The organism is Rhizobium skierniewicense Ch11, assembly GCF_023757665.1.
Classification (GTDB): Bacteria; Pseudomonadota; Alphaproteobacteria; order Rhizobiales; family Rhizobiaceae; genus Agrobacterium; species Agrobacterium skierniewicense.
Genome location: NZ_RXPG01000015.1, coordinates 21682 through 46166 on the forward strand (window position 1 = coordinate 21682; position 24485 = coordinate 46166).

A 24485-nucleotide genomic window follows, 5' to 3' on the forward strand; every position below is an offset into this window, starting at 1 on the left:
GCCATGAGCGCTTGTTTCACCCTGACCCGCACCGTCCTTTTGGCGGTTGGGTTATTAGCTCTGGCGCTCTGGCTCGGTGCCGCCGTTGGCGAAACATCCATCCCACTGGATGTCGTTGCCAAGACGGTGGCAAACCGTGTGTTCCATGCGGGCTATCCTCTTGATGCGATCGACGAAGGTATCATCTGGAATTACCGGCTGAGCCGGGCGGTGGTCGCGGCCTGTTGCGGTGCTGCCCTTGCGCTGTCGGGGGTGGTGCTTCAAGCGCTTTTGCGCAACCCGCTGGCCGATCCCTACATTCTCGGCATTTCTGCCGGTGCGTCGACCGGCGCAGTCGGGGTGGCCATTCTGGGCTTTGGTGCCGGTATGCTGACCATGCCGCTCGGCGCGTTTCTCGGCGCTCTGGTGGCGTTTGCGCTGGTCAGTCTCCTGGCGTTGCGAGCGGGCAGCGGTAACAGCGCCATTATTCTGGCAGGGGTTGCCGGTTCACAGCTTTTCAACGCCATCACCTCCTTCATCGTCACCAAGGCAGCCAATGCCGAACAGGCGCGCGGCATCATGTTCTGGCTGCTGGGCAACCTGTCGGGCGTCCGTTGGCCGGATGTCTGGCTGGCCCTGCCTGTCGCTCTGGGAGGTTTCGTCGTCTGTCTGTGGTATGCCCGTGCGCTGGATGCTTTCACATTCGGCTCGGAGTCCGCGGCATCCCTCGGCATACCGGTGCGCCGGGTCTATATCGTTCTCACCGGGATCTGCGCTTTGATGACCGCCATCATGGTCAGCATTGTCGGTTCCATCGGTTTTATCGGCCTCGTCATTCCTCACGCGGCGCGCATGATCGTTGGTATTCGGCATGGCCGCCTGTTGCCTGCTGCAGCCTTGACCGGGGCCGTGTTCATGATCGCTGCCGATATCGTCTCGCGCACCATCATTACGGGACAGGTCCTGCCCATCGGCGTCATCACCGCACTGTTCGGGGCACCCGCCTTCGCGCTCATTCTCAGCCAGCGACGGAGCTCGGTATGACGCTTCGTGCACAGGATCTATGCTGGTCTGCGGGTGGTGTCGAGATCGTCAAGAATGTCAGTCTCGAGATCCGGCCGGGCGAGTTCCTGGGGGTCGTCGGGCCGAACGGCTCCGGCAAAACCAGCCTTATGTCGCTTCTCTGCGGAATCAGGAAAGCGAGATCCGGTCATGTCACGCTCGATGGAAAGGCCATGCAGAGCCTGAACCGGCGGGATGTTGCACGCTCCATCGCGCTTGTTGAACAGCAGGCAGACACGCAAGAGCGAATCAATGCCCGCCAAGCCGTCGAGCTTGGTCGTACCCCGCACAAGGGCGCTCTGTCTCCATGGTCCTCGCAAGACGATGCCATCGTGGATCAGGCGCTGCGGGATGTGGATGCCGAGCATCTTGCCGAGCGCCTATGGCACACTTTGTCGGGTGGCGAGCGGCAGAGGTTGCACATTGCCCGTGCTTTGGCGCAGAAGCCCGATATTCTGCTTCTCGATGAGCCGACCAATCATCTGGATATCGGCCATCAAATCGCGCTTCTCCATCTTGTTCGCAAGCAGCGGCTGACCGTCGTTGCGGCCCTTCACGACCTCAACCATGCTGCGATGTTCTGCGACCGGGTTGCCGTCATGAAAAACGGGCATCTGGTCGCTCTGGGCAAACCATCGACTATCTTCACAGCCGATCTGATCGGCGACGTCTTTGGGGTTGAGGTGGATGTGGAGCGCGGGGCGGGCGAGATTTGCCATATCCGTTACCGGCTTCCGTTTGATGAGAACCAATCCATATCCAAAGGCATGTAATGCGGTTGTCGCTGCGAAAGCGTGGCGTCAAGAGGGTGGTATAAGCTTACCAGCACGGCGCGTGCTGATTTCGGATGCGCTTCTCTTGAAATGACCGAGCCACCTCCCACATCTGCATCAACCCGCTGGTCCGGGCCCCTCTGGTGAAAGTCTCGGCGCTTTCACGATGTCGGACCGTTTTCGATGTCATCGCCGAGTGTGCAGAGGTTAGCGCATGATTTCCGAAATCGCCGCGTGGTTCATCACGCTTTTTGTTCTCAATCCGATTCAGGCTGACGTGCAGGAGCGTATGCAAGGCGTCAACGCATCGGCGCAGTCCATCCAGCAATCCCAGCAATGCATATCCGCGCAGGGGCCAAAACTGCTCCAGCGCGCCGGTGAAGACCCGTCCTGGGCCATCGCGACTGCGGCCGGCTATACGCTCGGCTGGACATCACCCGTGCAGTTGCTGGATGCAAGCGATCCGAATTGCGCCGAACTGACGCGCCTGTTGCAGGCCGGCGAGGGCGAAGAGGCCAATAGCTGACGCGGAGAGAAGGTCCGGCGGCCTGAGTGATCAGGCCTTGCCGGACTGCCAGTTGCGATACCATTCCACAAAAGCGGCAACGCCCGTTTCGATCGTGATTTGTGGTGCGTAGCCGGTCAGTGCCCGCAGCAGATCGGGGGATGCGAAGGTGCGAGGCACATCGCCTTGCTGCATGGGTAGCATGTTGCGGATGGCCTTTTGGCCGAGAACGTCCTCGACCGTTTCAACAAAGCGCATCAGTTCCACCGGCTGACCGCCGCCAATATTGACCACCCGGAAAGGTGCGTGTTTCGACAATGTATCGATCACACCATCGTCGATGACGCGGTTGTCTTCCGATGGCGGAATGTGGCTCAGCCGCACGATGCCTTCGACCAGATCATCAATATAGGTGAAGTCACGGCTCATCTTGCCTTCGCCGTAAATATCGATCGGCTGACCCTTCAACATTGCATCCACGAATTTGAACAGGGCCATATCCGGGCGGCCCCAGGGGCCGTAGACCGTGAAGAAGCGGAACGCTGTCGTCGGCACCTTGTGAAGATGTGCGTAGCTATGCGCCATCAGCTCCATAGACTTCTTGGTGGCCGCATAGATCGTCATCGGCTCGTCGGCCCTGTCGCTTTCCGCGAAAGGGACTTTTTCGTTCGAACCATAGATGGATGATGTCGATGCCAAGAGCAGATGCTTGGGTTGCAGCGTCTTTGCCAGCTCCAGAATGTTCCACGAGCCGATCAGATTGGAATTCACGTAGTCCTTAGGGCACTCGATGCTGTAGCGAACGCCCGCCTGCGCGGCGAGATGGATGATGACTTCCGGTTCGGCAAGGTCTGCTGCACGATTGAGCGCATCGGCATCTTCCAGCATGCCGATCTGGGCCTTGAAGCCGTTGGAGCGGGCCAGAATGGCGTGGCGCTTTTCCTTCAGCGCAATGTCGTAATATTGCGTCATTCCATCGAAGCCAACGACGAAATGGCCGTCGTCCAGCAATCGCTTCGCCAGATGAAAGCCGATGAAACCAGCCGTACCGGTGATCAGATATCGCATGTTTTCACCTTGCTCATGATGACCGGCCGATGCCGGCATAGGTGAAGCCGTGGGCCGTGACCTCATCCGGGCGATAGATGTTGCGCAGATCCACCAGGACGGGTGAGGCCATGATGGATTTCAGTCTGTCGAGGTCGAGCGCGCGGAACTGGTTCCACTCGGTCACAATCACGACGGCGTCTGCACCCTGCGCTGCCTCGTAAGGTCCATCAGCATATTCGATTCCCTCCATCAACGGACGGGCATTGACCATGCCTTCGGGATCGTAACCGGTGACTTTTGCGCCCGCATCCTGCAATGTCTGAATGACGGCAATGGCGGGGCTGTCGCGCATATCGTCGGTGTTCGGCTTGAAGGTTAGGCCCAGCACGGCGACCTTCTTGCCTCTGATGTCTCCACCGACGGCAGCAATGACCTTGCGGCCCATAGCGCGCTTGCGGGTGTCGTTGACGGCAATCGTCGTCTCGATCAGTCGAACGGGACTATCGAAATCCTGCGCGGTCTTGGCCAGTGCCAGCGTATCCTTCGGGAAGCACGAGCCACCATAGCCTGGACCGGCATGCAGAAATTTGCCACCGATGCGGCCATCGAGGCCAATACCGCGCGAAACGTCCTGAACGTCGGCCCCGACCTTTTCGCAAAGATCGGCCATCTCGTTGATGAAGGTGATCTTCATGGCAAGGAAGGCGTTGGCAGCGTATTTGATCAGTTCCGACGTGCGGCGTGTGGTAAACAGCAGTGGCGACTGGTTGAGATAGAGTGGGCGATAAACTTCGGTCATGACAGGACGCGCGCGCTCGTCGGACAGGCCGACGACGATACGGTCCGGGCGCTTGAAGTCATCGATGGCAGCGCCTTCGCGCAGGAATTCCGGATTGGACACCACGGCGATATCGGCGCTCGGGTTTTCCTCACGAATGATGCGCTCAACCTCGTCGCCCGTTCCGACCGGGACGGTGGATTTTGTGACGATGACAGTAAAGCCGGTCACGGCTGCGGCAATTTCGCGGGCAGCGGCATAGACGTAAGCCAGATCCGCATGGCCATCACCCCGGCGTGACGGTGTTCCAACGGCGATGAACACGGCATCCGCATCGGCAACCGCGCCTTTGAGGTCAGTGGTAAAGGAAAGGCGGCCAGCCTTGGCATTGCTGGCGACGATGGCATCCAGGCCTGGCTCGAAGATCGGGATCTGACCGTTTTTCAAGGCTTCGATCTTTTCCGGCATCTTGTCGACGCAGATGACGTCATGACCGAAATCGGCGAAACAGGCACCTGAAACGAGCCCCACATAACCAGAGCCAATCATTACAATACGCATCAAAAGACCTTTCAGGATCAAGGCAGGCGAATGCGCAAGCCATGTGCGCCATCCGTTCATTTGCGTAGCTGTTTATCTGCCTTCGCAGCCTTGGCCAAGCGCAGAGCCGCTTTCCGCTGACGATTTCAAGAAATTGTTGTAAACACAACGAAAGCAAGGCAACGCTTGGTCGGCACCCAGCGTTGTTTCGTTGCCTTCTGCGCTCTCCAAGGGAATGTCCCCGTTCATGATCCAGCCATCAAGTCTTTCCGACATCGCGCTTTGGCTTTCGCAGCAGGGTTATGAGGGACAGGCGGAGGAGGTTTTGCTGTCGGGGTTCTGCGAGAGGTGCAACACAGCCGGTATCAGTATTTCCTCGGCCTTGATCCTGATGGATACGTTGCACCCGGATTTCGAAGGACATGCCTTTCGTTGGGACAGCCACGACGTTTTCGAATCGTCGAGCGTCTATGATTTTACCGACGATGGGACGGCGCGTGAGGCTTGGGAAAGTTCGGTGTTTTTCCGCCTGATCACAGACAATGCCAACGAAGCCCGATATCGGTTTTTCCTGGGTGAGGAGTTGGCTTTTCGAAAACTCGGCGAGTTGAAGAGCGCTGGCCACACTGACTATCTGGCCACGATCCACCGCTTTACCGAAAGCGGCAGCATCGGTGAAATGAATGCGTTCTACTCGCAATGGCTGACCCGGCATCCCGAAGGCTTTCACGACGATGAGCTTGCCGCGTTGCGCATGCTTTTGCCGACGCTTGCGCTGGCATTCAAAGCCGCGTCCTGCATGCGCATCATAGGCACCATCAGCGATGTGTATCTGGGTCGCGATGCGGGCCGAAAGGTGATGAGCGGCACGATTACCCGCGGCGAGGTCGAACGGATCGATGCTGTTCTGTGGTTCTCCGATCTGCGGGACTTCACCGGTATCTCCGACCGCGCCGAACCAGACCAGATCATTCCGTTTCTCAACGACTATGCCGGTCTTGTCATCGATGCCATCCATGCCCACGGCGGCAGCGTGCTGAAACTGATCGGGGACGGGGTGCTGGCCATTTTTCGCGATGTCGACCAAAGCTCCGGATGTGCGGCGGCGTTGGCATCGGAAATCACCATGCGCACCAATCTGACGGTGTTGAACAACAGGCGCCGCCTGGAGGGCCTGCCAACGACAGACGTCTATCTCGGCCTGCATGTGGGAGAAGTCTTCTACGGCAATATCGGCAGCCGCAACCGCCTCGACTTTACCGTCGTGGGACCTGCCGTCAACATGGTCAGCCGCATCAGCAGCCTCTGCAGTTCGGTCGATCGCGATACCGTCATGTCGCGCGAGTTTATGGAAATGTGCCCGCAGAATATGCGAAGCCTCATGGTGTCCATCGGGCGCTATGCGTTGCGCGGATTTGCGCGGGCGCATGAGCTTTACACCATCGACCCCGAAATGTGCTGAGGTTCGATAAGGCAGGCAGCCGAACGGTTTTTTCGTCTCGGCGCCTTGCGCCCTTGCTATGTGAGGCGTAGCCAGAACCCGGAGATAGCGTTCACGCCGGGCCTTTGAGTTTCTTTCCATGCCACCCGGCTGTCGCTGCGGGAGCGGTTATCATGCAAAAAGGTTTTCTACTGGGCTTGCTCGCCTATGCCAGCTTTTCCTGTGGAGACGCCACCATCAAGTCGCTCGGCTCGCACGTCAGCGTCTTCGAAATCGGCTTTTTCAGCATTCTGTCGTCGGCGTCCCTGATTTTCTTTTTAAAGCCGAAAGACGAGCGCTGGCGGTACTTCTGGCGCATGAGCCGGCCATGGGCTGTGCATGGTCGCGCGATCTCAGGGTTGTTTGCGGGTATTCTGGGCATCTACGCCTTTACCAGTGTGCCATTGGCGGAAGCCTATGCGCTGATTTTCCTGTCTCCGCTTTTCGTCACCATTCTGTCGGCGCTGGTGCTGAAGGAAGACATCGGGCTATGGCGGTGGTCTGCCGTCATGGCAGGCATCGTTGGTGTGATACTGGTTGTGCGGCCCGGCTTCAAAACGCTGGAGCTTGGCCATTTCGCAGCACTTTGCGTTGCCTTTCTGGCAGGCCTGACCATCGTTCTCCTGCGCTCGCTTGCGGGACGCGAAAAGCGGACATCGATCATGGGTGTGCTGATCATCTACGGTCTGACATTCAATGGCATCCTGATGATCCCGGAATTCCAGGTGCCGACGCTGAACCAGATCGGTGCCTTCATCGTCATCGGCATGTGCACCGCCATCGGCCAGATCACCTTGCTGACGGCAACGAAGATCGCACCCGCCAGCCAGATCGCACCATCGCATTACTCTCAGATATTGTGGGCCGTCGCTATCGGTGCATCCTTCTTCGGAGAATATCCGGATACACTCGCGATTTCCGGCCTGGTTGTCATCGCCTCTGCCGGATTGCTGACGATGATGCGCGAGAAGATCCGTCTCGGTGTCGTGCGTTGGAACCCGTTTTTCCGCAATCGCCTGTGATGATGGTCGGTTAGACCGGCGTGCCCACTTCGTCCAGCAACCAGTTTTGAAACGCGCGCGCCAGCACATTGTCCTGCCGTCCTTCGGGCAGGGCGATATAGTAGCTGTTTTCGGTTTGCAGCGGCACGTCGAACACCACATTCAACAATCCGGATTTTAGTTCGGCCTCGATCAGGTATTTCGGCAAAAGTGCAAATCCGAGACCACTGACAGCGGCCTCGATCAGCATGGAAAACTGGTCGAAACGGCTACCGCGGTAGGCGTTTTCGGCGGCAAGCCCGTTCATCTCGAACCATTCTTTCCATAATTTCGGCCGGGTTGTGACATGCACAAGCGGGCCTTCCAGCATATCCGCATGGCTTTCGACAGGGCGAGACGCCATGAGGGCAGGGCTCGCAACAGGCACAATCACCTCGTTACACAGAAAGGCACAGGTGCCGTGCGCCCAGATCGGCTGGCCGTAATGGATGGCGATATCGAAGCCCTCTTCGTCAAAGTCGAAAGGCTGGGAGCGGGAGCCCACCGTCAGCACCGTATCGGGGCGTGCGGCCATGAATTTGTGAAGGCGAGGGGTGAGCCATCGGCTACCGAATGTCGGCAGCGTGGCGATGGATAGCGAGGCACTGGACGCTCCGGCGGTGACCGCGCGCACCATCAGTTGCTCCGACTGCTGCAACAATCGTTGGACGTCGGGCAAAAACTTGCGCCCGGCATCCGAAAGCACCACGCGGCGGCGGATACGCTCGAACAGCAACATGCCGGTCTGTGCCTCCAGATCGCTGATCTGGCGGCTGACGGCGCTTTGCGTCAGGTTCAGCTCTTCGGCAGCGCGCGTAAAGTTGCCGTGCCGTGCAGCACATTCGAACGCCTGCAAAGTGACGATATCGGGAACAAGCCGTCTGCGTGTGTCCATTCCTGTCTCGCATCAACCGAACCGGTTTCCTCATTTGAAAACGGCACTTGAACCCGTATATGATCAGGAAAGAGAATGAAACGGGTATTGTCTCGCGTCAATATCCAGCGTTCAGAAACCAAGGAGCCATCATAATGAGCCAATCAGCAGCCAAGGTCGATGTCGTCAAGGAAGCCGCAGCGCTTCTGGCCAAGATGGGCGTTTCTCCTAAGCTTTATCAGGGCGGTGACATGGCCTCCTTCAGCCCCGTCAGCGGCGAAGAGATTGCCCGGCTGAAGACGGTATCGGCAGGCGATGTGGCTGTCATTATCGAAAAGGCGGATGCCGCTTTCAAGACATGGCGTCTGGTGCCAGCGCCCAAGCGCGGCGAACTGGTGCGTTTGCTGGGTGAAGAACTGCGTGCCGCCAAGGATGACCTCGGTCGTCTGGTCTCGCTCGAGGCTGGCAAGATACCTTCCGAGGGACTGGGCGAAGTGCAGGAAATGATCGATATCTGCGATTTCGCGGTCGGCTTGTCCCGCCAGCTCTATGGCCTGACGATCGCAACGGAACGCCCCGGCCACCGCATGATGGAAACCTGGCATCCCCTTGGCGTTATTGGTGTCATCTCCGCCTTCAACTTCCCCGTCGCCGTCTGGGCATGGAATGCAGCACTCGCCATCGTCTGCGGCAATTCCGTGGTCTGGAAGCCTTCTGAAAAGACGCCGCTGACCGCCCTTGCCGTGCAGGGTATTTTCGAGCGCGCCGCTGCCCGCTTCGCAGATGCGCCTGAAGGTCTCAGCCAGCTCATCATCGGTGACCGCACCGTTGGCGAAGCGCTGGTCGATCACCCGAAAGTGCCGCTTGTTTCGGCCACCGGCTCCACCCGTATGGGCCGCGATGTGGCCCCGCGTCTGGCCAAGCGTTTTGCCCGCGCCATTCTGGAGCTTGGTGGTAACAATGCCGGTATCGTCTGTCCCTCTGCCGATCTCGACATGGCGTTGCGCGCCATCGCCTTCGGTGCCATGGGCACGGCCGGTCAGCGCTGCACCACGCTTCGTCGTCTTTTCGTACACGACAGCGTTTACGACCAGCTGGTTCCGCGTCTGAAGAAGGCCTATGCGTCCGTGTCCGTCGGTAACCCGCTGGAAACCTCCGCACTCGTCGGCCCGCTGGTCGACAAGGCTGCTTTCGATGGCATGCAGAGGGCACTGGAAGACGCCAAGGCACATGGTGGTGTCATCACTGGCGGCGAACGGGTGGCTGACGCTGGCAAGGAGACGGCCTATTACGTCAAGCCTGCCCTGGTCGAGATGCCCAAGCAGGTTGGTCCTGTTCTGGAAGAAACCTTCGCGCCGATTCTCTATGTGATGAAATACAGCGATTTTGATCAGGCCGTCAGTGACCACAATGCCGTTGCCGCTGGCCTTTCCTCGTCCATCTTCACGCGTGATCTTCAGGAGGCCGAGCGCTTCATGGCGGCTGACGGTTCCGATTGCGGCATTGCCAATGTCAACATCGGCACATCGGGCGCGGAAATTGGCGGAGCCTTCGGTGGCGAAAAGGAGACCGGCGGCGGTCGCGAATCCGGCTCCGATGCCTGGAAGGCCTATATGCGCCGGGCCACCAACACGGTGAACTATTCCAAGGCGCTGCCGCTTGCTCAGGGCGTGACCTTCGACATCGAATAACGGAAAAATCGGCTGGCGAGATTTCCCGCCAGCCGATCCGGTTCAACCAATCGACATCAGGCTGGCATTTCCACCCGCCGCTGTCGTGTTGACGCTGACGGATACCTCTTCCAGCAGCCAATCGAGATTATATGGCTGTTCGGTGCCCTGCAAAGCTGCCGTCACTGCCGCCTGAACCAGAAGGAGCGGGCCGGGCAGTTCCGCAATGTGCGCATTGGCCTGCTGCACCCTGTCAGCATCACCTTCCACCAGCACGCCGGCATAGGGTCCGGTTTTGGTCCAATCATCCGACCAGGTGATGCGCGCGGCGACGCTCGATGGCAGGCCTGTCAGTTCCGTCTCCAGACCGGCTTGCTTGTCGATTGCGACCGTATTGCCGGTTGCAAGCGCTGCCGCCAGCTGTCGAAACAATCCCTGCGCCGTCAGTGGAGCCAGAAGAACGTGGCCACGCGGATGCAGGGCATACAGATTGCGCTCACCCACCGGGCCTGCGAGTTCCGTCTCGAAACCGAGGCCGGAGAGCTTGGCGGAGAGGCGCGCGGTTTCCGCCGCAACTGGGTTGCCTTTTGTATCCAGCCAGTTTGCCAGATCGGTCACGGACGTGTCGTTCTGCTGACCGTTGCGCGCGACATGAGGGGCTGATCGCGTCAGACGTCCCAGGTAAAGTGGGCCGCCTGCCTTCGGGCCGGTGCCGGAAAGGCCGCGTCCACCGAAGGGCTGAACACCGACGACCGCGCCGATGATGTTGCGGTTGACGTAGAGATTGCCCGCTTTGATGCGTGACAGGACATGCGCGATCGTCGTATCGAGGCGGGTATGCAGGCCGAATGTCAGGCCGTACCCCGTGGCGTTGATGTCATCGATCAAGCGGTCGAGTTTTTCGCGCTTGAAGCGGATGACATGCAGCACCGGGCCGAACACTTCGTGCTTGAGATCGGACAGCGACGTCAGCTCGATGATGGTTGGCGGCACGAAGGTGCCTTTGTCCGTCTCTCCGGCAAGGGCAATCTGCTCGATGCGGTTGCCAAGGCTACGCATGGATTCGATGTGTTTTTCGATATTGTCCTTGGCTTCCAGCGTGATGACCGGGCCGACATCGACCGACAGCTGGTCTGTCCTGCCGATGCGCAACTCATGCAAAGCGCCCTTGAGCATCGTCAATGTCCGCTCGGCGATATCGTCCTGAAGGCACAGAACCCGTAGCGCCGAGCAACGCTGACCCGCACTGTCAAACGCCGAGGCGATAACATCGGCCACCACCTGTTCGGCCAGAGCCGAGGAATCGACGATCATGGCGTTCTGGCCGCCGGTTTCGGCAATCAGCGGAATGGGCTGACCGTCGTTTGATACGCGTTCGGCAAGTTGTTTCTGAATGAGACGTGCAACGTCCGTGGAACCGGTGAACATCACGCCTGCGGTCTGTGTGGCGCCGACCAGCTGCGCACCGGTTTTGCCATCGCCCGGCAGAAGCTGCACGGCATCTGCAGGAATGCCGGCCTCATGCAGCAGGCGAATGCCTTCTGCGGCAATCAGCGGCGTTTCTTCCGCGGGCTTTGCCAGAACCGGATTGCCAGCCACCAGCGCTGCCGCGACCTGACCGATGAAGATCGCCAGCGGGAAATTCCACGGGCTGATGCAGACGACGGGTCCAAGCGCCTGTCGCTGCACGCCAAATGTGTTGCGAGCCTCTGCTGCGTAATAGCGCAGGAAGTCGATAGCCTCACGCACTTCGGCGATGGCATTGGGCGCCGACTTTCCAGCTTCGCGCATGATGAGACCGAGCAGTGTCGGCAATCTCGCCTGCATCAGGTCGGCCGCTTTTTCGAGGCATGCGGCACGATCTTCAACACCGGTTTGTGACCATGTGGATGCGGCGGCTGTCTCAAGCGCCTTGGTAACATCCTCTTCGGTCGGCTCCGTCACAAAGCCGACGACGTCATTCCGATCACCGGGGTTGAGAACAGGTCGAGCAGGACCCGTGGCATGTTGCCAAGCCGCGCTCCATTGATGTTCAACGCTGGCCGACAGTGCTTGAGAGAGTGAGGCGAGGGTGTCTTCGTTGGCGAGATCCAGCCCCGAAGAGTTGGCGCGCGCGCCATAGAGATCGGCAGGCCTGGAAATCTTGTCGTGCTGCGCACCGGGTGCTGGCATGGCTTCGACCACGGCTACCGGGTCTTCCAGCAGCAGATCGACGGGGACATTCGGATCGGCGATGCGGTTGACGAACGAGGAGTTGGCGCCGTTTTCCAGAAGGCGACGCACCAGATAGGCGAGCAGCGTTTCGTGTGTTCCGACCGGCGCATAAAAGCGGCAGGGGCGATCGAGATTGTGTTTTCCGACGACCTCATTGTAGAGCGGCTCGCCCATGCCATGCAGGCATTGGAATTCATAATCGCCGATTTTGAAATCCGGTCCAGCAAGGTGGTAGATGGTCGCCATCGACTGCGCATTGTGGGTCGCAAATTGCGGGAAGATCACGTCGCGCGCCGCCAGCAGCTTGCGCGCGCAGGCGATGTAGGACACGTCCGTGTGGACCTTGCGGGTGAAGACGGGGAAGTCTTCGAGACCATCCAGTTGCGCCCGCTTGATTTCCGCGTCCCAATAAGCACCCTTGACCAGGCGCACCATGATGCGGCGGTCCGATCTGCGGGCAAGGTCGATGATGTAGTCCAGCACGAAGGGGCAACGGCGGCTATAGGCCTGCACGACGAAGCCGAGGCCTTGCCAGTTGCCGAGTTCTGGATCCAGCGCAATGCTTTCCAGAAGGTCGAGCGATAGCTCCAGCCGGTCGGCTTCCTCCGCATCGATATTGAGGCCGATGTCGTAGCGCTTTGCCAGCAGCATCAGGGATTTCACACGCGGCAAAAGTTCATCCGTTACGCGCTGTGCCTGTGGGCGAACGTAACGCGGGTGGAGGGCAGACAGCTTGATGGAAATGCCGGGCCCGCCATAGACGCCGCGCCCGGCGGAGGCTTTGCCGATGGCATGGATCGCCTGTTCGTAATCTCGATAGTAGCGTTCCGCGTCCTTGGCTGTGGTCGCGGCTTCGCCCAGCATGTCGTAGGAATATTGAAACCCTTTGGCCTCCAGCGGTTTGGAACGGTTGATGGCTTCGGCGATGTTCTGGCCCGTCACGAATTGTTCGCCCATCATCCGCATGGCCATATCCACACCACGACGAATGACCGGCTCTCCGGCACGGGAAATGAGCTTTGTCAGGGCTGTCGACAGGCTCTTGTCGTTGACGGTGGATGTCAGCTTGCCCGTGATCACCAGCCCCCAGGTGGCGGCATTGACGAACAGGGAACGACCACCACCCAGATGCGATCGCCAATCGCCAGTGGCGATCTTGTCGCGGATCAACGCGTCGCGGGTGGCTGAATCGGGAATACGCAGCAGCGCCTCGGCAAGGCACATCAGCGCCACACCCTCCTGGCTAGACAGCGAATATTCCTGCACCAGACCTTCGACACCGGTACCTTTCGCCTTGGATCGCAAAGCCTGGACCAGCTTGCGGGCTGTGGCGCGGATGGTTTCAGCCTGCTCAGGCGAAACGGTTGCTGCTTCGATGAGGGGGGCAACACAGTCCGGCTCCGCGCGGCGATAGGCTGACGTAATGGCCTTGCGCAATGCGCTCTGCGGTCGCAGCGGTGGCGCGAACCGGGCGAAAACATCGCCTGCTTCGTCGGTGTTTGTGGTCGCAAGTCCAGCTAGATTTTCGGCCATCGGTCCGGTCCCTGATATCGGTCACGTGCGCTCTCGATCTCGGCGCCGTTTTTTCGCCGTCAGAATATCATTACTGCTGAAATTGCTATGGTCTTATTTTAGCGGTATATCAGGTTAAATAGACTTATAATTGTCGATCTGAAAGAACATATGGATGATAAAGCATGTAGAAGCAGGCAATCTCGATCACTTTGACCTGAAAATTCTGGAGGCTATGAGCGACGATGGGCGCATGTCCATTCTTCAATTGTCCAAACAGGTCGGTCTTTCGAAGACCCCGTGCCAGACACGGCTGAAACGTTTGGTGGATGAAGGTTACATTCTTGGCTTTCGCGCCATGCTCAATCCGGCCAAGTTGGGGCTCGAGCATATCGCGTTCACCGAAGTCAAGCTCTCGGATACACGGGAAAAGGCTTTGGAGGACTTCAACACGGCCGTCCGTAAGATCAAGGAGGTGGAGGAGTGCCATATGATCGCCGGTGCCTTCGATTACCTCTTGAAGGTGCGCACCACCAACATCCGCAAATACAGACAGGTTCTGGGCGAAAAAATTTCCAGCCTGCCGTGCGTTGCCAACACATCGACATTCGTGGTCATGCAGTCAGTCAAAGATGTTGGAATATAAAAGGACGCGACTGTTCAGCCGCGCCCTTATTGTGGGTTTTCCACTTTAGCGAATGGCAGCCACAGAGGTGACGGCCGCTACCTGCGCATCGGGACCGAACTCGTTCTCGTCCTGAATGCCGAGAAGCTCCTGGAGACGAAGACGTGCACGGCTGACGCGGCTCTTGATGGTGCCGACGGGGCAACCGCAAATCTCGGCTGCTTCCTCGTAGGCGAAGCCCGACGCGCCAATCAGAAGGATCGCTTCGCGTTGGTCTTCGGGCAGCTTTGCAAGGGCAGTTTTGAAATCCTGCAAATCGACTGAACCATGCTGTTCAGGCGGAACGGAAAGGCGCGATGTGTAAACGCCGTCCGTGTCCTGAACTTCGCGGCCGGATTTTCTGATCTGACTGTAGAATTCATTGCGCAGGATGGTCACGAGCCAAGCACGCATGTTGGTGCCGGGTTGATAACTTTCCTGTTTGGCCCACGCTTTCATGATCGTGTCCTGCACGAGGTCGTCGGCGCGATCACGGGATCTGATAAGAGAGATGGCAAACGCGCGAAGATTTGGCAGGGCTGCCAACATTTCGCGTTTGAAATTGTGTTCGTTCTGACTCGTTTCCGTGACCATCAGCGCCTCGAAGCTTTTGCGTTGTTCTCAGCTTCGTCAAGCTTTTCAAGGAGGTCGAGAAATTTGTCGGGTATGCCCTCATCCTGAACTGCATCATACAATTCGCGTAATTTCTTGGATATGACAGCGCGACCCGAATCGGGAACATTGGGAGATGTTCCTCTGTCAGATGGATCCTGGTCCGATTGAAACATGTTCATGATTTCCGGTATTCCTTTGGTGACGCAGCTAACAATGCACAAAGGAAAAAATAGTTCCACATCCGGTGGAACTTTTTTTGAAGTGTGGCGTTTAATCGTTTAGGTTTGCAGTGCAAGCCGCATGAGCCAGGGGAGTATTCCATGTCAGTTTCTACACGCATCGCACCACATCTGCCTTATCTCCGCAGGTTTGCGCGTGCCGTATGCGGTTCACAATCCACTGGCGATGCCTATGTCGCCGCCAGCCTCGAAGCCCTGATTGCCGATGTCAGCATTTTCCCGCAGACCAGCAACGACCGTGTTTCGCTTTATCAATTGTTTGTATCCATCTTTAGTTCCGTAACGCTCAACATCAAAAGCGACGAAAACCTCACGGGTTGGGAAAAGCGTGCATCGGCAAACCTTTCGGCCGTCCCCGCAGTACCGCGTCAGGCTTTTCTGTTGACGACGGTCGAAGAATTCTCGGTTGCAGAGGTTGCCGAGATTTTGCGCGTTCCTGAATCGCAAGTTGGAAAGCTGATCGATGAAGCGGCATCCGAAATCGCCCGTCAGGTCGCAACCGATATCATGATCATCGAAGACGAACCTCTGATCGCCATGGACATCGAGCAGATGGTCACCGATCTGGGCCATAACGTCACCGGCATTGCGCGTACCCACAAGGAAGCGCTCGAACTCTTCCACCGCACCCAGCCAAAGATGATTCTCGCCGATATCCAGCTGGCTGATGGAAGTTCCGGTCTGGAAGCGATGAAGGAAATTCTGCAGATGACAACTCTGCCGGTCATTTTCATCACCGCCTTCCCCGAGCGCCTGTTGACAGGTGAACGCCCTGAGCCGACATTTCTGGTGACCAAGCCGTTTAACCCGGATATGGTCAAGGCACTTATCAGCCAGGCTCTCTTCTTCAATGAAAGCTCCCGTGTCGCCGCTTGAAATATAGAACTCACCGTCGAATAATTTGGAACCCGGGTTATAGTCCGGCGTTGACGTCGTTATGTTGTTTCGAGCGTAGCGACGACCATCGCTGTTGTCCGTTAGGAGATCGTATTGCATCGGCTGGCGTGGCATAATGGTGAGCGGGACGAGGGGGAGCTTCACGATTCACTCGTGCTCGCTCTCCTCGATTCCGATGAAACGGTCATGCTTCAAGACCGCGATAAGGAGTATATCTTTATCGCGAACCTTCCCGATGTTTGGGCTTTCCCATCGAGCTCCGCCGAACCGCCGACAGACCTGTCCATGTTCGGCAAGGACATTGCCGGTCGCCTGGCGGAGCTGAAGAAGGACCTGACTGCTGCTGGTAGCCGCGGCATGCTGGAAGTCACCGCCGGCAAAGACAGGGTGTTTCAGTTCCACGTCTATTCCACGGTCAACATGTCCGGCCTGCGCGTGTTGAAGACGACGATCAGGGAGATGACGGTCGAACGCCGGCGTGAGCAATTGCTGCGCTCGCTTTTGCGCGAAGTCAGCCACCGCTCCAAGAACCTGCTTGCCATCATCCAGAGCCTGTCTGCCCAGACGGCCCGGTTCAGTTTCACAAAAGACGATTTCCTGCGTAAATTTCGAGGCCGTCTGCATGCGTTGGCGCAATCGCAGGATCTCATCACGGATTCCGATTGGCGCGGTGCCGACATCTTTGATTTGTTAAAGCAGCAGTCTGACCTTTACCTTCCCGAATATCCGCAGTTGATCAAGATGGTGGGCGAGAACCTCCTTCTGAACCCGAACGGCGCGCTCTATGTCGGCCTCGCGTTCCACGAGCTGGTGGTCAACACCGTCAGCCATGGTGGCAACCTGTCGCAACATTCACCGATCACACTCGATTGTCGCAAGGACGGTGAGTTCTTCGAAGTGCGTTGGATCGAGCCTCTGGGCGGTTCTGCGATCTTGATGTCGTCCGAGGATGGCAGCAAGCGCAGCAACTTTGGCAGTGTTGTTCTCGAAAAGGTTGTCCCTGCCGCACTGGGTGGTGAGGCGAAGTACGGTGTCTCGACCGACAACATCGACTACTTCCTGCGTTTCCCGGCACCTCTTCCGACCTGATATCACTGTCTAGAACGTTTCAATTTAACAAGGAAACGCTCTAACGCGTCGTGTCCGCCACCGAACGATCGGTGTTGGCAACGCTATCGCCGATTGAAACAAGTGGATTTGATGGGACGCAGAACCGGAACGGTTGACCCAAACAAAAAAGCACGGCTCCGGAGAGCCGTGCTATTCATGACAGGTTTTCAGGGGCAAAACCTGTTGCGCCAAGCCTCAGGCGGGGACGGGGAGTGGCTTGGCTTGCATCAATAACGGCGCACCCGATTTTTTGTTCCAGGCCATCCCATCTTTTTAATCGACCGGGGATGTATCTTTCCGGGTGAGGAAGTGACGGATCGGCGCGGTGAGTGTCCAGCGGAATCCAGCCTCGGTGTATTCTATTGAAATATTGGCAGAAAACGCCGTTTCCGCATGTCGTTTTATGATGGTGTTGCCAAAACCCGTCGATGTCGGTTCGATAGCTGCGGGACCGCCGACCTCTTTCCAGTCGATGGTCAACAGATCGTGATCGTCCTTTCGGCCTTGTGGGTGGGTCCAGGTCAGTTCGACTACGGCAGCCTTCGTGGACAAAGCCCCATATTTCATCGAGTTGGTGGCGAGCTCGTGCAAAATGAGACCGAAATTCTGGGCAGCTTCCGGTGATAGCATGAAGTCCGGACCATTGATCTTGACCTGATTGATGGCAGTGCCGAAGACCTGGATGTGGTTTTCGATCAGCTTGCGCATCGGCACGCCCTGCCATTGCACCTCGGCCAAGGCGCCAATGGACATGGCCAGTCCGCGCAGGCGATAATCCACGGCTTTCTGGAACTCCTCCACTGTCGTATTCTCGCGCGCCAGCTGGCGCATCATGGCTTGGACCAGCGTCAGCAGGTTCTTGGAGCGGTGGACAAGCTCCTGCAAGATGAGGTGTGTCTGGTCTTCTGCCTGACTGCGATCAAAAGACGCGTTGGAGAGAGCGATGGCGACCTGATTGGCCTCTTTGATTTTTGTGTCCAGCGGCGCGACGATTTTCCCCTCGCCGATGCGTCCTGCCATCTCCACGAGTTCGCGGATGGAGCCGCGCAGTTGCACGCCGACCAGATAGGCGCCGGTGATGGCGATGATGACGAGTAACAGGCTGCCCGCCATCATTTTGCGCCATGTGCTTGCAAGCGCCGAGCGCGTGTTATCAGCTGGCCCCCACACGACCGCTTTCCAGGACCATCCGGCCAGCTGCGAATAGGCATGAATTGTGCCGTCCTCATCCTCGAAGCTACCGCTTAAAGCCCGCATCTGGTCAAGTGCGATTGGCCGGGTAAGAATATTTCCCGTGGTTGCGGCGTCTGGATTGCTTGAGACGACGACGCGGTTGTCGCTGTCCAGAACGGCAATCGTCCATCCTGGCGGCAAACCGTCGTCGTTGATCAGCCCGCTCAGATCTCGCGCATTCTGGGTCATCATCAAAACGTCGCCGGTTGCGCTCAGCGCAGATGGAAGCGGGCGCATGACGTTGAAGACCCACTCCTTGCTGGTCTTACCGAAGAATATGTCTGACACGACGATCCGGGCACCGGTTATGATGTCTTTAATTCTCAGGTCCTCGGGCACATTTCCCAGCGGCTGGTCGAAAGGCACACGCGTGTTCAGTCGTTGTTTGCCATCTGATTTCGCAACGATGACGTAGAGGCCCTGCCGCTGGAGGCTTTCGCTCACTCGCTTGTGAAAAGCCGAGAGGTCGCCGCTTTCGAGCTCGGGAAACTGTGACAGCAGATTAAGAGACGTTGCCATTTCCTGAAGACGACGATCGACGTTACGGCTGATCGAGCGCGCATCCTCGACGGCTTCGCGTTGAAGGTCATCTCTTTCGCCCGCCTCCAGTTTCAGCATCAGATAACCGACGAATATAATCAGCGGAAGTGTGATTACCGCAGTCATAACAACGAGATAAACGCTTATTGTCGCCGTGGGAAAAAAATTGGCTAGGCGCTGTCTGAATTTGGTCATGAGTGCGTTTGGCATTGTCTCGCCGGGTTAGGCTGGAGCTGACGTTAAGGTGGGCGAGCCGTAGAATGTCCGAAGCGATTACGCCACGCAATCCCTACTTATACTCAGGGGTATAGGTCATTTTCGAAATTTGATTCGTTCTAATATGCCTAAAACTTTGGCGGAACCAATCCCTTTTTCCTCCGTTTTCTACTCAACAGGCCCACACAGAAAACGGGTTTACCGCTCCGGGCTAGTGACACATCGAGGATCAAGGAAAGGTTTTTACAATGAAAAAGACATTTGCGACACTCATCTCTGCAGCGCTGCTGGGTTCGACCGCATTCGCTCCGATGGCAATGGCCCAGACCACGGCACCTGCCGCCCCAAGCGCAACCGCGCCCGCGACGCCAGCAGCACCTGCGATGCCTAGCTCGACCGCATCTTCGGGTGGCGCCTACCTTACTCAGCAAGCCGCAAACCAGATCAGTGCGAATGATTACATCGGCAACGCTGTCTACACGTCCGCCGACGAAAGCATCGGCAGCGTGACGAACCTCATCATGGAAGAAAACGGCGGAATCGTCGCGGCTGTGGTCGGCGTCGGCGGGTTCCTCGGTATCGGTGCCAAGGACGTTGCCGTACCCATGGACAAGCTGACGGTAACCCGCGATGCAGCAGACGGCACTGTTCGTCTGACGACGACCGAGACAGCCGAAACATTGAAGGCTGCCCCAGAGTTCGTCACGATGAAGGAAAAGAAGGCCGAAGAAGGGGCTGCGGCTCCCGCTGCAACCGGCGGCACAACCACGACCGCGCCCAAGCCATAATACGGTTACCTGGGAGAGGAGCTACGAGAGCGTTCTTATAGCGGGAAGCACCGGCCACACGGCCGGTGTTCTTTTGCGCGACTGGAAGGCTGCAGCCTACACACTGTCATTGCGGGACGAGTGCCAGCGCCATGCTGAGCGGATGATATCTGTCAGCGTATATTGCGGCTCCCAGCCCAAGACCTCACGAGCCTTGTCATTATTGGCCACGAGCGTCGTTGAATCACCCTCGCGCCTGTCGGCATATTCGACCGGAAAAGGACGGCCCGAAACCTCCGAGATCGTGTCAAGCAGTTCCTTCACCGTTGTGCCGGTGCCAGTGCCGAGATTGAGTTCGACTGTTTCGCCGCCATTCAAGAGATAATCGACCGCCCGAACATGCGCGTCTGCCAGATCGAGAATGTGGATATAGTCGCGGACGCAGGTGCCGTCGCGCGTATCGTAATCCGTGCCGAACACCTTGAACCCCTCGCGGCGGCCCAACGCAGCCTCGATGGCCAGCGGTATGGCGTGGGTTTCAGGCTTGTGCCATTCGCCGATACGGCCTTCGAAGTCCGCACCCGCCGCATTGAAATAACGCAGCATGACGGATTTCAAATCCTTGTAGGTGCTGTAGTCCTTCAGCGCCTGCTCGACCACCCATTTGGTGCGGCCATAAGGATTGATCGGTGCCTGGGGGTGCGTTTCGTCCAGCGGTACCCGTTCCGGCAGGCCATAGGTGGCGCATGTCGAGGAAAAAACGAAAGCCTTGACCCCAGCGTCGATCGTGGCGGAGAGCAGGGTCAATGCGCCGGTGACGTTGTTATCGTAGAAGGCGACGGGGTTTTTGACGGATTCGCCAACTTCAATCAAAGCGGCAAAATGCAGTACGGCTTCAGGCTGGTGTTTCGCAAAGACCTCATTAAGGCGGGCCTTGTCTCTGATATCGCCCTGCTCGAAGGGTCCCCAACGGACGAACTCTTCGTGACCGTTGGAAAGATTGTCGAAGACGACAGGCTCATATCCCCGGTCGGCCAGCAGTAGACATGTGTGGGAACCGATATATCCGGCACCGCCGACGACAAGGACTTTTTTCCGCATCCAACATTCTCTCCGTTAAAAGACGTGTTGGCAAACTGCCTAACATTTTGTCGGCAGAAGGGCAGTGGAATTTATTGCGGATGAAAAGGAAAAGCCGCCTTCTAGTCGAGGGCGGCTTTCAGGGTGATCATTTCTTCTTCAGGATCGTCGTTCTAGTGCCGATATACCCGAGTGCAATCGCTGTCAGTAGCGTCACGATGGGTCTGGCGCCCAGCGCACCCCCCAACAGTGATTGTGCCGCGAGGGGCGCTGCTGCCAGCGGCAGAACCGGCCTTGCCGCGTAGACGCGAGGTCTACGTTTTATGGAAAGAGTGACCAGCATGATGACGCCGAGCAGGAAGGCGCTGCCCGCAATCACCAGAGCTGCGGGTCCAGCGCCAATTTCCTTCGCCAGGTAGATGGAACCACCGACGATTGCCGCGATGAAGGCAATCAGGAAAAACACGCCGGCCAATGTCCATAAAATGATTGTGGACTTGATCCGGCGCGTTACCAATTGACCTTCACGCTGGGTATCGCCGATATAGAGCAGCAGCGTTTGAAGCATGTTGCTGCCTTACTTGCGGGTGACGAGCGCGATCAGGAAGCCCGCAGCCACTGCGATTCCCAAAGACTGCAACGGGTTCTTCTGAACCTGATAGGTCAGATTGTCGTTGAGCGACTGGATTTCGTTGCGAACAGTTTCAACGGTTTGCTCACCGGCGGCCATCGCGTCGTCGGCTGCGCGGGCGGCTCGTGCCTTGACATCGTGGGATACGCCTGCGCCAAGCGCCTTCACGCTACCAGCGAGGTTGGCCAAATCTTCACGCAGCTGGGCCAGCTGAGCAGACACGTCTGCAGCTTCTCCGCTTTCGAGAGTTTCACGTACCTTGTCTTCCACGTTGCGAACCGTCGCCATGATGTTTCCTTTGCTTGAATGAAGTCAAAACGCCGTATCCACGGCCCACACTTGAGCTTTGAACGTGTCTCTGATGGTTTTGTTCCGTTGGTGAGCGCCTGCAGATATAAAAAACAGAGTGATTGCAGAATCTCGTGTGCGGGTTTGTTTTCCTGTCACAAGCATCATATAAGGCCCCTCTCAAGATGCCATAACCCAGACATTACAGAACGTGTGACAGACCGATGCTGCAGACACCCTATTATCTGATCGATAAGACCAAGCTTCTTCGCAACATGGAGAAGATTGCCTATGTGCGCGAGAAATCCGGTGCCAAGGCATTGCTGGCGCTCAAGTGCTTTGCGACGTGGTCGGTGTTCGACTTCATGTCGCAATATATGGATGGCACCACATCGTCTTCGCTTTACGAAGTGCGTCTGGGCCGCGAAAAATTTGGCGGTGAAACGCATGCCTATAGCGTGGCTTATGCCGACTACGAGATTGATGAGGTCGTCGGCAATGCCGACAAGATCATCTTCAATTCGATCAGTCAGCTGGAGCGTTTCGCAGACAAGGCGTCTGGCATCACGCGCGGTCTGCGCCTCAATCCGCAGGTCAGCTCATCGACCTTCGATCTTGCCGATCCGGCCCGGCCGTTCAGCCGTCTGGGAGAATGGGATGTGACGAAGGTCGAGAAGGTCATGGACCGCATCTCCGGCTTCATGATCCACAATAATTGCGAAAATGGCGATTTCGAACTGTTCGACCGCATGCTGGGCCAGATTGAGGAAAAATTCGGCACGCTTCTGACGCGCGCGGAATGGGTGAGCCTGGGTGGCGGTATTCACTTCACGGGCGACAATTATCCGATCGGCCGCTTCTGTGATCGCCTCAAGGAGTTTTCGCAGACATACGGTGTTCAGGTTTATCTCGAACCCGGCGAAGCCTCGATCACCAAGAGCACGACACTGGAAACCACCGTTCTTGACACCTTGTTCAACGGCAAGAACCTCGCCATCGTCGATAGCTCGATCGAGGCGCATCTGCTGGATTTGCTGATCTACCGCGAAACAGCCAAGGTTTCCCCCAATGAAGGGGACCACGCTTACATGGTCTGTGGGAAGTCCTGCCTTGCAGGCGACGTGTTTGGCGAGTTCCGCTTCGAAAATGAACTGAAGGTGGGCGACCGCGTGTCTTTCCAGGACACGGCAGGCTACACCATGGTCAAGAAAAACTGGTTCAACGGCGTCAAGATGCCGACCATCGCCATCAGGGAACTGGACGGCTCTGTCCGTGCCGTTCGTGAATTCGACTTTGCTGATTTTCAGCAGAGCCTATCCTAACATCATCCGCAAGCTCACCCCTACGGGGAAAAGGAGGCATCACCTGAAATGAAGAAGAACGTTCTCATCATCGGCGCCGGTGGCGTAGCACAGGTCGTGGCGCATAAGTGCGCCCAGAACAGCGATGTATTGGGAGACATTCATATTGCGTCACGCACATTGGAAAAGTGCCGCAAGATTGTCGAGTCCGTACGCGAAAAGAACAGCCTCAAGACCGACGTAAAGCTTGAGGCCCATGCGCTTGACGCGATGGATATCGAGGCGACGAAAGCCTTGATCGTGAAGACTGGCGTGCAGATCGTCATCAATGTCGGTTCTGCCTTCGTCAACATGTCCGTTCTTCGTGCCTGCATGGACACCGGTGTTGCCTATATGGATACTGCCATCCACGAGGATCCAGCCAAGATTTGCGAAAATCCGCCTTGGTATGGAAACTACGAGTGGCAGCGCGCGGCCGAGTGCAAGGAAAAGGGCGTGACTGCCATTCTCGGTGTCGGTTTCGATCCAGGTGTGGTCAACGCCTATGCGCGTCTGGCCAAGGACGCGTATTTCGACAAGGTCACGTCGGTCGATATCGTCGACATCAATGCCGGTAGCCACGGTCGCTGGTTCTCGACCAATTTCGACCCGGAAATCAACTTTCGCGAATTTACCGGCGTCGTCTATTCTTGGCAGAACAACCAGTGGCAGACGAACCAGATGTTCGAGGTCGGTCAGGAATTCGATCTGCCCGTCGTCGGCAAGCAGAAGGCCTATATGACTGGCCATGATGAAGTGCACTCGCTGTCCAAGAACATGGATGGTGCCGATGTGCGCTTCTGGATGGGCTTCGGTGATCACTACATCAACGTCTTCACGGTGTTGAAGAACCTTGGCCTGCTCTCCGAAAAGCCTGTCAAGACGGCGGAGGGTCTGGAAGTCGTGCCGCTGAAACTCGTCAAGGCCGTGCTGCCCGATCCGTCGTCGCTGGCACCTGATTATGTCGGCAAGACGTGCATCGGCGATGTCGTGAAGGGCATCAAGGATGGCCAGAAGCGCGAAGTCTTCATTTACAACGTGGCCGACCATAAGGACGCGTACAACGAGGTGGGCAGCCAGGGCATTTCCTACACAGCAGGCGTTCCGCCGGTTGCAGCGGCCATGCTGATCGCATCGGGCGAATGGGACGTGAAGCAGATGGCAAATGTGGAAGAGCTTCCACCGCAGCCGTTTTTGAACATTCTCAACAAAATCGGCTTGCCAAGCCGCATCAAGGACGAGAATGGCGACCGCGCCCTGACATTCTGATCTTGTCAAATCTGGACAATAAAAAGCCCCGCTTGCGGGGCTCAGACTGCTGACAAACCCCTGGTCACATCGGGGGGGTTATGATTCATTGGGACATGTTGAAGAAACCTGCTCCCGAA

Annotated in this window: 22 protein-coding genes; 12 read left to right on the forward strand and 10 right to left on the reverse strand. The window is 57.5% G+C overall.

The features are described from left to right. The first annotated feature begins 3 nt into the window (after positions 1–3). The 3 genes from EKM04_RS12510 to EKM04_RS12520 all read left to right on the forward strand — a co-directional run bounded on the left by EKM04_RS12510 (position 4) and on the right by EKM04_RS12520 (position 2340). Positions 4–1023, forward strand: a complete 1020-nt coding sequence (locus EKM04_RS12510) for a FecCD family ABC transporter permease (protein ID WP_174154066.1) — start codon at positions 4–6, stop codon at positions 1021–1023. After that, a complete protein-coding gene (locus EKM04_RS12515) occupies positions 1020–1814 on the forward strand; it encodes an ABC transporter ATP-binding protein (protein WP_183897841.1) in 795 nt (264 codons plus the stop codon). The genes EKM04_RS12510 and EKM04_RS12515 overlap by 4 nt, the downstream gene beginning before the upstream one ends. Positions 1815–2028: 214 nt before the next feature. Further along, a complete protein-coding gene (locus tag EKM04_RS12520) occupies positions 2029–2340 on the forward strand; it encodes a hypothetical protein (RefSeq protein WP_174154064.1) in 312 nt (103 codons plus the stop codon). Between the two features lie 30 nt (positions 2341–2370). Here the strand turns inward: EKM04_RS12520 and EKM04_RS12525 are convergent, their stop codons facing one another. Continuing rightward, complete coding sequence (locus EKM04_RS12525) at positions 2371–3387, reverse strand: NAD-dependent epimerase (protein WP_183897840.1); 1017 nt, start codon at positions 3385–3387, stop codon at positions 2371–2373. A gap of 13 nt (positions 3388–3400) precedes the next feature. Then, a complete protein-coding gene (locus tag EKM04_RS12530; RefSeq protein WP_183897839.1) occupies positions 3401–4708 on the reverse strand; it encodes a UDP-glucose dehydrogenase family protein in 1308 nt (435 codons plus the stop codon). Positions 4709–4934: 226 nt separating this feature from the next. Between EKM04_RS12530 and EKM04_RS12535 the strand changes: the two genes are divergently transcribed. Continuing rightward, complete coding sequence (locus EKM04_RS12535) at positions 4935–6149, forward strand: adenylate/guanylate cyclase domain-containing protein (protein WP_178111597.1); 1215 nt, start codon at positions 4935–4937, stop codon at positions 6147–6149. Between the two features lie 152 nt (positions 6150–6301). Continuing rightward, positions 6302–7189: a DMT family transporter gene (locus tag EKM04_RS12540; protein WP_183897838.1), complete on the forward strand. Its 888-nt coding sequence runs from the start codon at positions 6302–6304 to the stop codon at positions 7187–7189. 10 nt (positions 7190–7199) lie between these two features. Here EKM04_RS12540 and EKM04_RS12545 read toward each other — a convergent pair whose 3' ends face one another. Beyond that, the gene (locus EKM04_RS12545) at positions 7200–8102 is read right to left on the reverse strand and encodes a LysR family transcriptional regulator (RefSeq protein WP_183897837.1); all 903 of its coding nucleotides are present in this window, start codon (positions 8100–8102) and stop codon (positions 7200–7202) included. Positions 8103–8236: 134 nt separating this feature from the next. Here EKM04_RS12545 and amaB point away from each other — a divergent pair, with 134 nt between their 5' ends. Next, positions 8237–9772: an L-piperidine-6-carboxylate dehydrogenase gene (gene amaB / locus EKM04_RS12550; protein WP_183897836.1), complete on the forward strand. Its 1536-nt coding sequence runs from the start codon at positions 8237–8239 to the stop codon at positions 9770–9772. A gap of 42 nt (positions 9773–9814) precedes the next feature. On the opposite strand, the gene putA is transcribed toward amaB, so the two are convergent. Continuing rightward, a complete protein-coding gene (gene putA, locus EKM04_RS12555) occupies positions 9815–13498 on the reverse strand; it encodes a trifunctional transcriptional regulator/proline dehydrogenase/L-glutamate gamma-semialdehyde dehydrogenase (RefSeq protein ID WP_183897835.1) in 3684 nt (1227 codons plus the stop codon). 154 nt (positions 13499–13652) lie between these two features. Here putA and EKM04_RS12560 point away from each other — a divergent pair, with 154 nt between their 5' ends. After that, positions 13653–14123, forward strand: a complete 471-nt coding sequence (locus EKM04_RS12560) for an Lrp/AsnC family transcriptional regulator (protein ID WP_174154057.1) — start codon at positions 13653–13655, stop codon at positions 14121–14123. 45 nt (positions 14124–14168) lie between these two features. Here EKM04_RS12560 and EKM04_RS12565 read toward each other — a convergent pair whose 3' ends face one another. Beyond that, positions 14169–14735: a sigma-70 family RNA polymerase sigma factor gene (locus tag EKM04_RS12565; protein ID WP_174154056.1), complete on the reverse strand. Its 567-nt coding sequence runs from the start codon at positions 14733–14735 to the stop codon at positions 14169–14171. Continuing rightward, complete coding sequence (locus EKM04_RS12570; protein WP_045228288.1) at positions 14735–14935, reverse strand: NepR family anti-sigma factor; 201 nt, start codon at positions 14933–14935, stop codon at positions 14735–14737. The genes EKM04_RS12565 and EKM04_RS12570 overlap by 1 nt, the downstream gene beginning before the upstream one ends. A gap of 141 nt (positions 14936–15076) precedes the next feature. On the opposite strand from EKM04_RS12570, the gene EKM04_RS12575 reads away from it, so the two are divergent. Both EKM04_RS12575 and EKM04_RS12580 read left to right on the forward strand, forming a co-directional pair. Continuing rightward, on the forward strand, positions 15077–15871 hold the full coding sequence (locus EKM04_RS12575) for a response regulator (protein WP_174154055.1): 795 nt from the start codon (positions 15077–15079) through the stop codon (positions 15869–15871). Positions 15872–15985: 114 nt separating this feature from the next. Next, on the forward strand, positions 15986–16981 hold the full coding sequence (locus tag EKM04_RS12580) for a sensor histidine kinase (protein WP_178111596.1): 996 nt from the start codon (positions 15986–15988) through the stop codon (positions 16979–16981). Between the two features lie 294 nt (positions 16982–17275). Here the strand turns inward: EKM04_RS12580 and EKM04_RS12585 are convergent, their stop codons facing one another. Further along, positions 17276–18985, reverse strand: coding sequence for a sensor histidine kinase (locus EKM04_RS12585; RefSeq protein WP_183897834.1), 1710 nt, complete (start codon positions 18983–18985; stop codon positions 17276–17278). 254 nt (positions 18986–19239) lie between these two features. Between EKM04_RS12585 and EKM04_RS12590 the strand changes: the two genes are divergently transcribed. Further along, the gene (locus EKM04_RS12590; RefSeq protein WP_183897833.1) at positions 19240–19779 is read left to right on the forward strand and encodes a PRC-barrel domain-containing protein; all 540 of its coding nucleotides are present in this window, start codon (positions 19240–19242) and stop codon (positions 19777–19779) included. A 96-nt stretch (positions 19780–19875) separates the two neighbouring features. Here EKM04_RS12590 and galE read toward each other — a convergent pair whose 3' ends face one another. The 3 genes from galE to EKM04_RS12605 form a co-directional block, all read right to left on the reverse strand. Continuing rightward, the gene (gene galE / locus EKM04_RS12595) at positions 19876–20859 is read right to left on the reverse strand and encodes a UDP-glucose 4-epimerase GalE (protein WP_183897832.1); all 984 of its coding nucleotides are present in this window, start codon (positions 20857–20859) and stop codon (positions 19876–19878) included. A 127-nt stretch (positions 20860–20986) separates the two neighbouring features. Then, positions 20987–21406, reverse strand: a complete 420-nt coding sequence (locus EKM04_RS12600; protein WP_183897831.1) for a hypothetical protein — start codon at positions 21404–21406, stop codon at positions 20987–20989. Between the two features lie 9 nt (positions 21407–21415). Then, entirely contained in the window at positions 21416–21757 is a 342-nt protein-coding gene (locus tag EKM04_RS12605) for a DNA-binding protein (RefSeq protein ID WP_183897830.1), read from the reverse strand. Between the two features lie 224 nt (positions 21758–21981). On the opposite strand from EKM04_RS12605, the gene EKM04_RS12610 reads away from it, so the two are divergent. Both EKM04_RS12610 and EKM04_RS12615 read left to right on the forward strand, forming a co-directional pair. Beyond that, complete coding sequence (locus tag EKM04_RS12610; RefSeq protein ID WP_183897829.1) at positions 21982–23079, forward strand: carboxynorspermidine decarboxylase; 1098 nt, start codon at positions 21982–21984, stop codon at positions 23077–23079. Positions 23080–23127: 48 nt separating this feature from the next. Further along, a complete protein-coding gene (locus tag EKM04_RS12615) occupies positions 23128–24366 on the forward strand; it encodes a saccharopine dehydrogenase family protein (protein WP_183897828.1) in 1239 nt (412 codons plus the stop codon). Positions 24367–24485 lie beyond the last annotated feature (119 nt).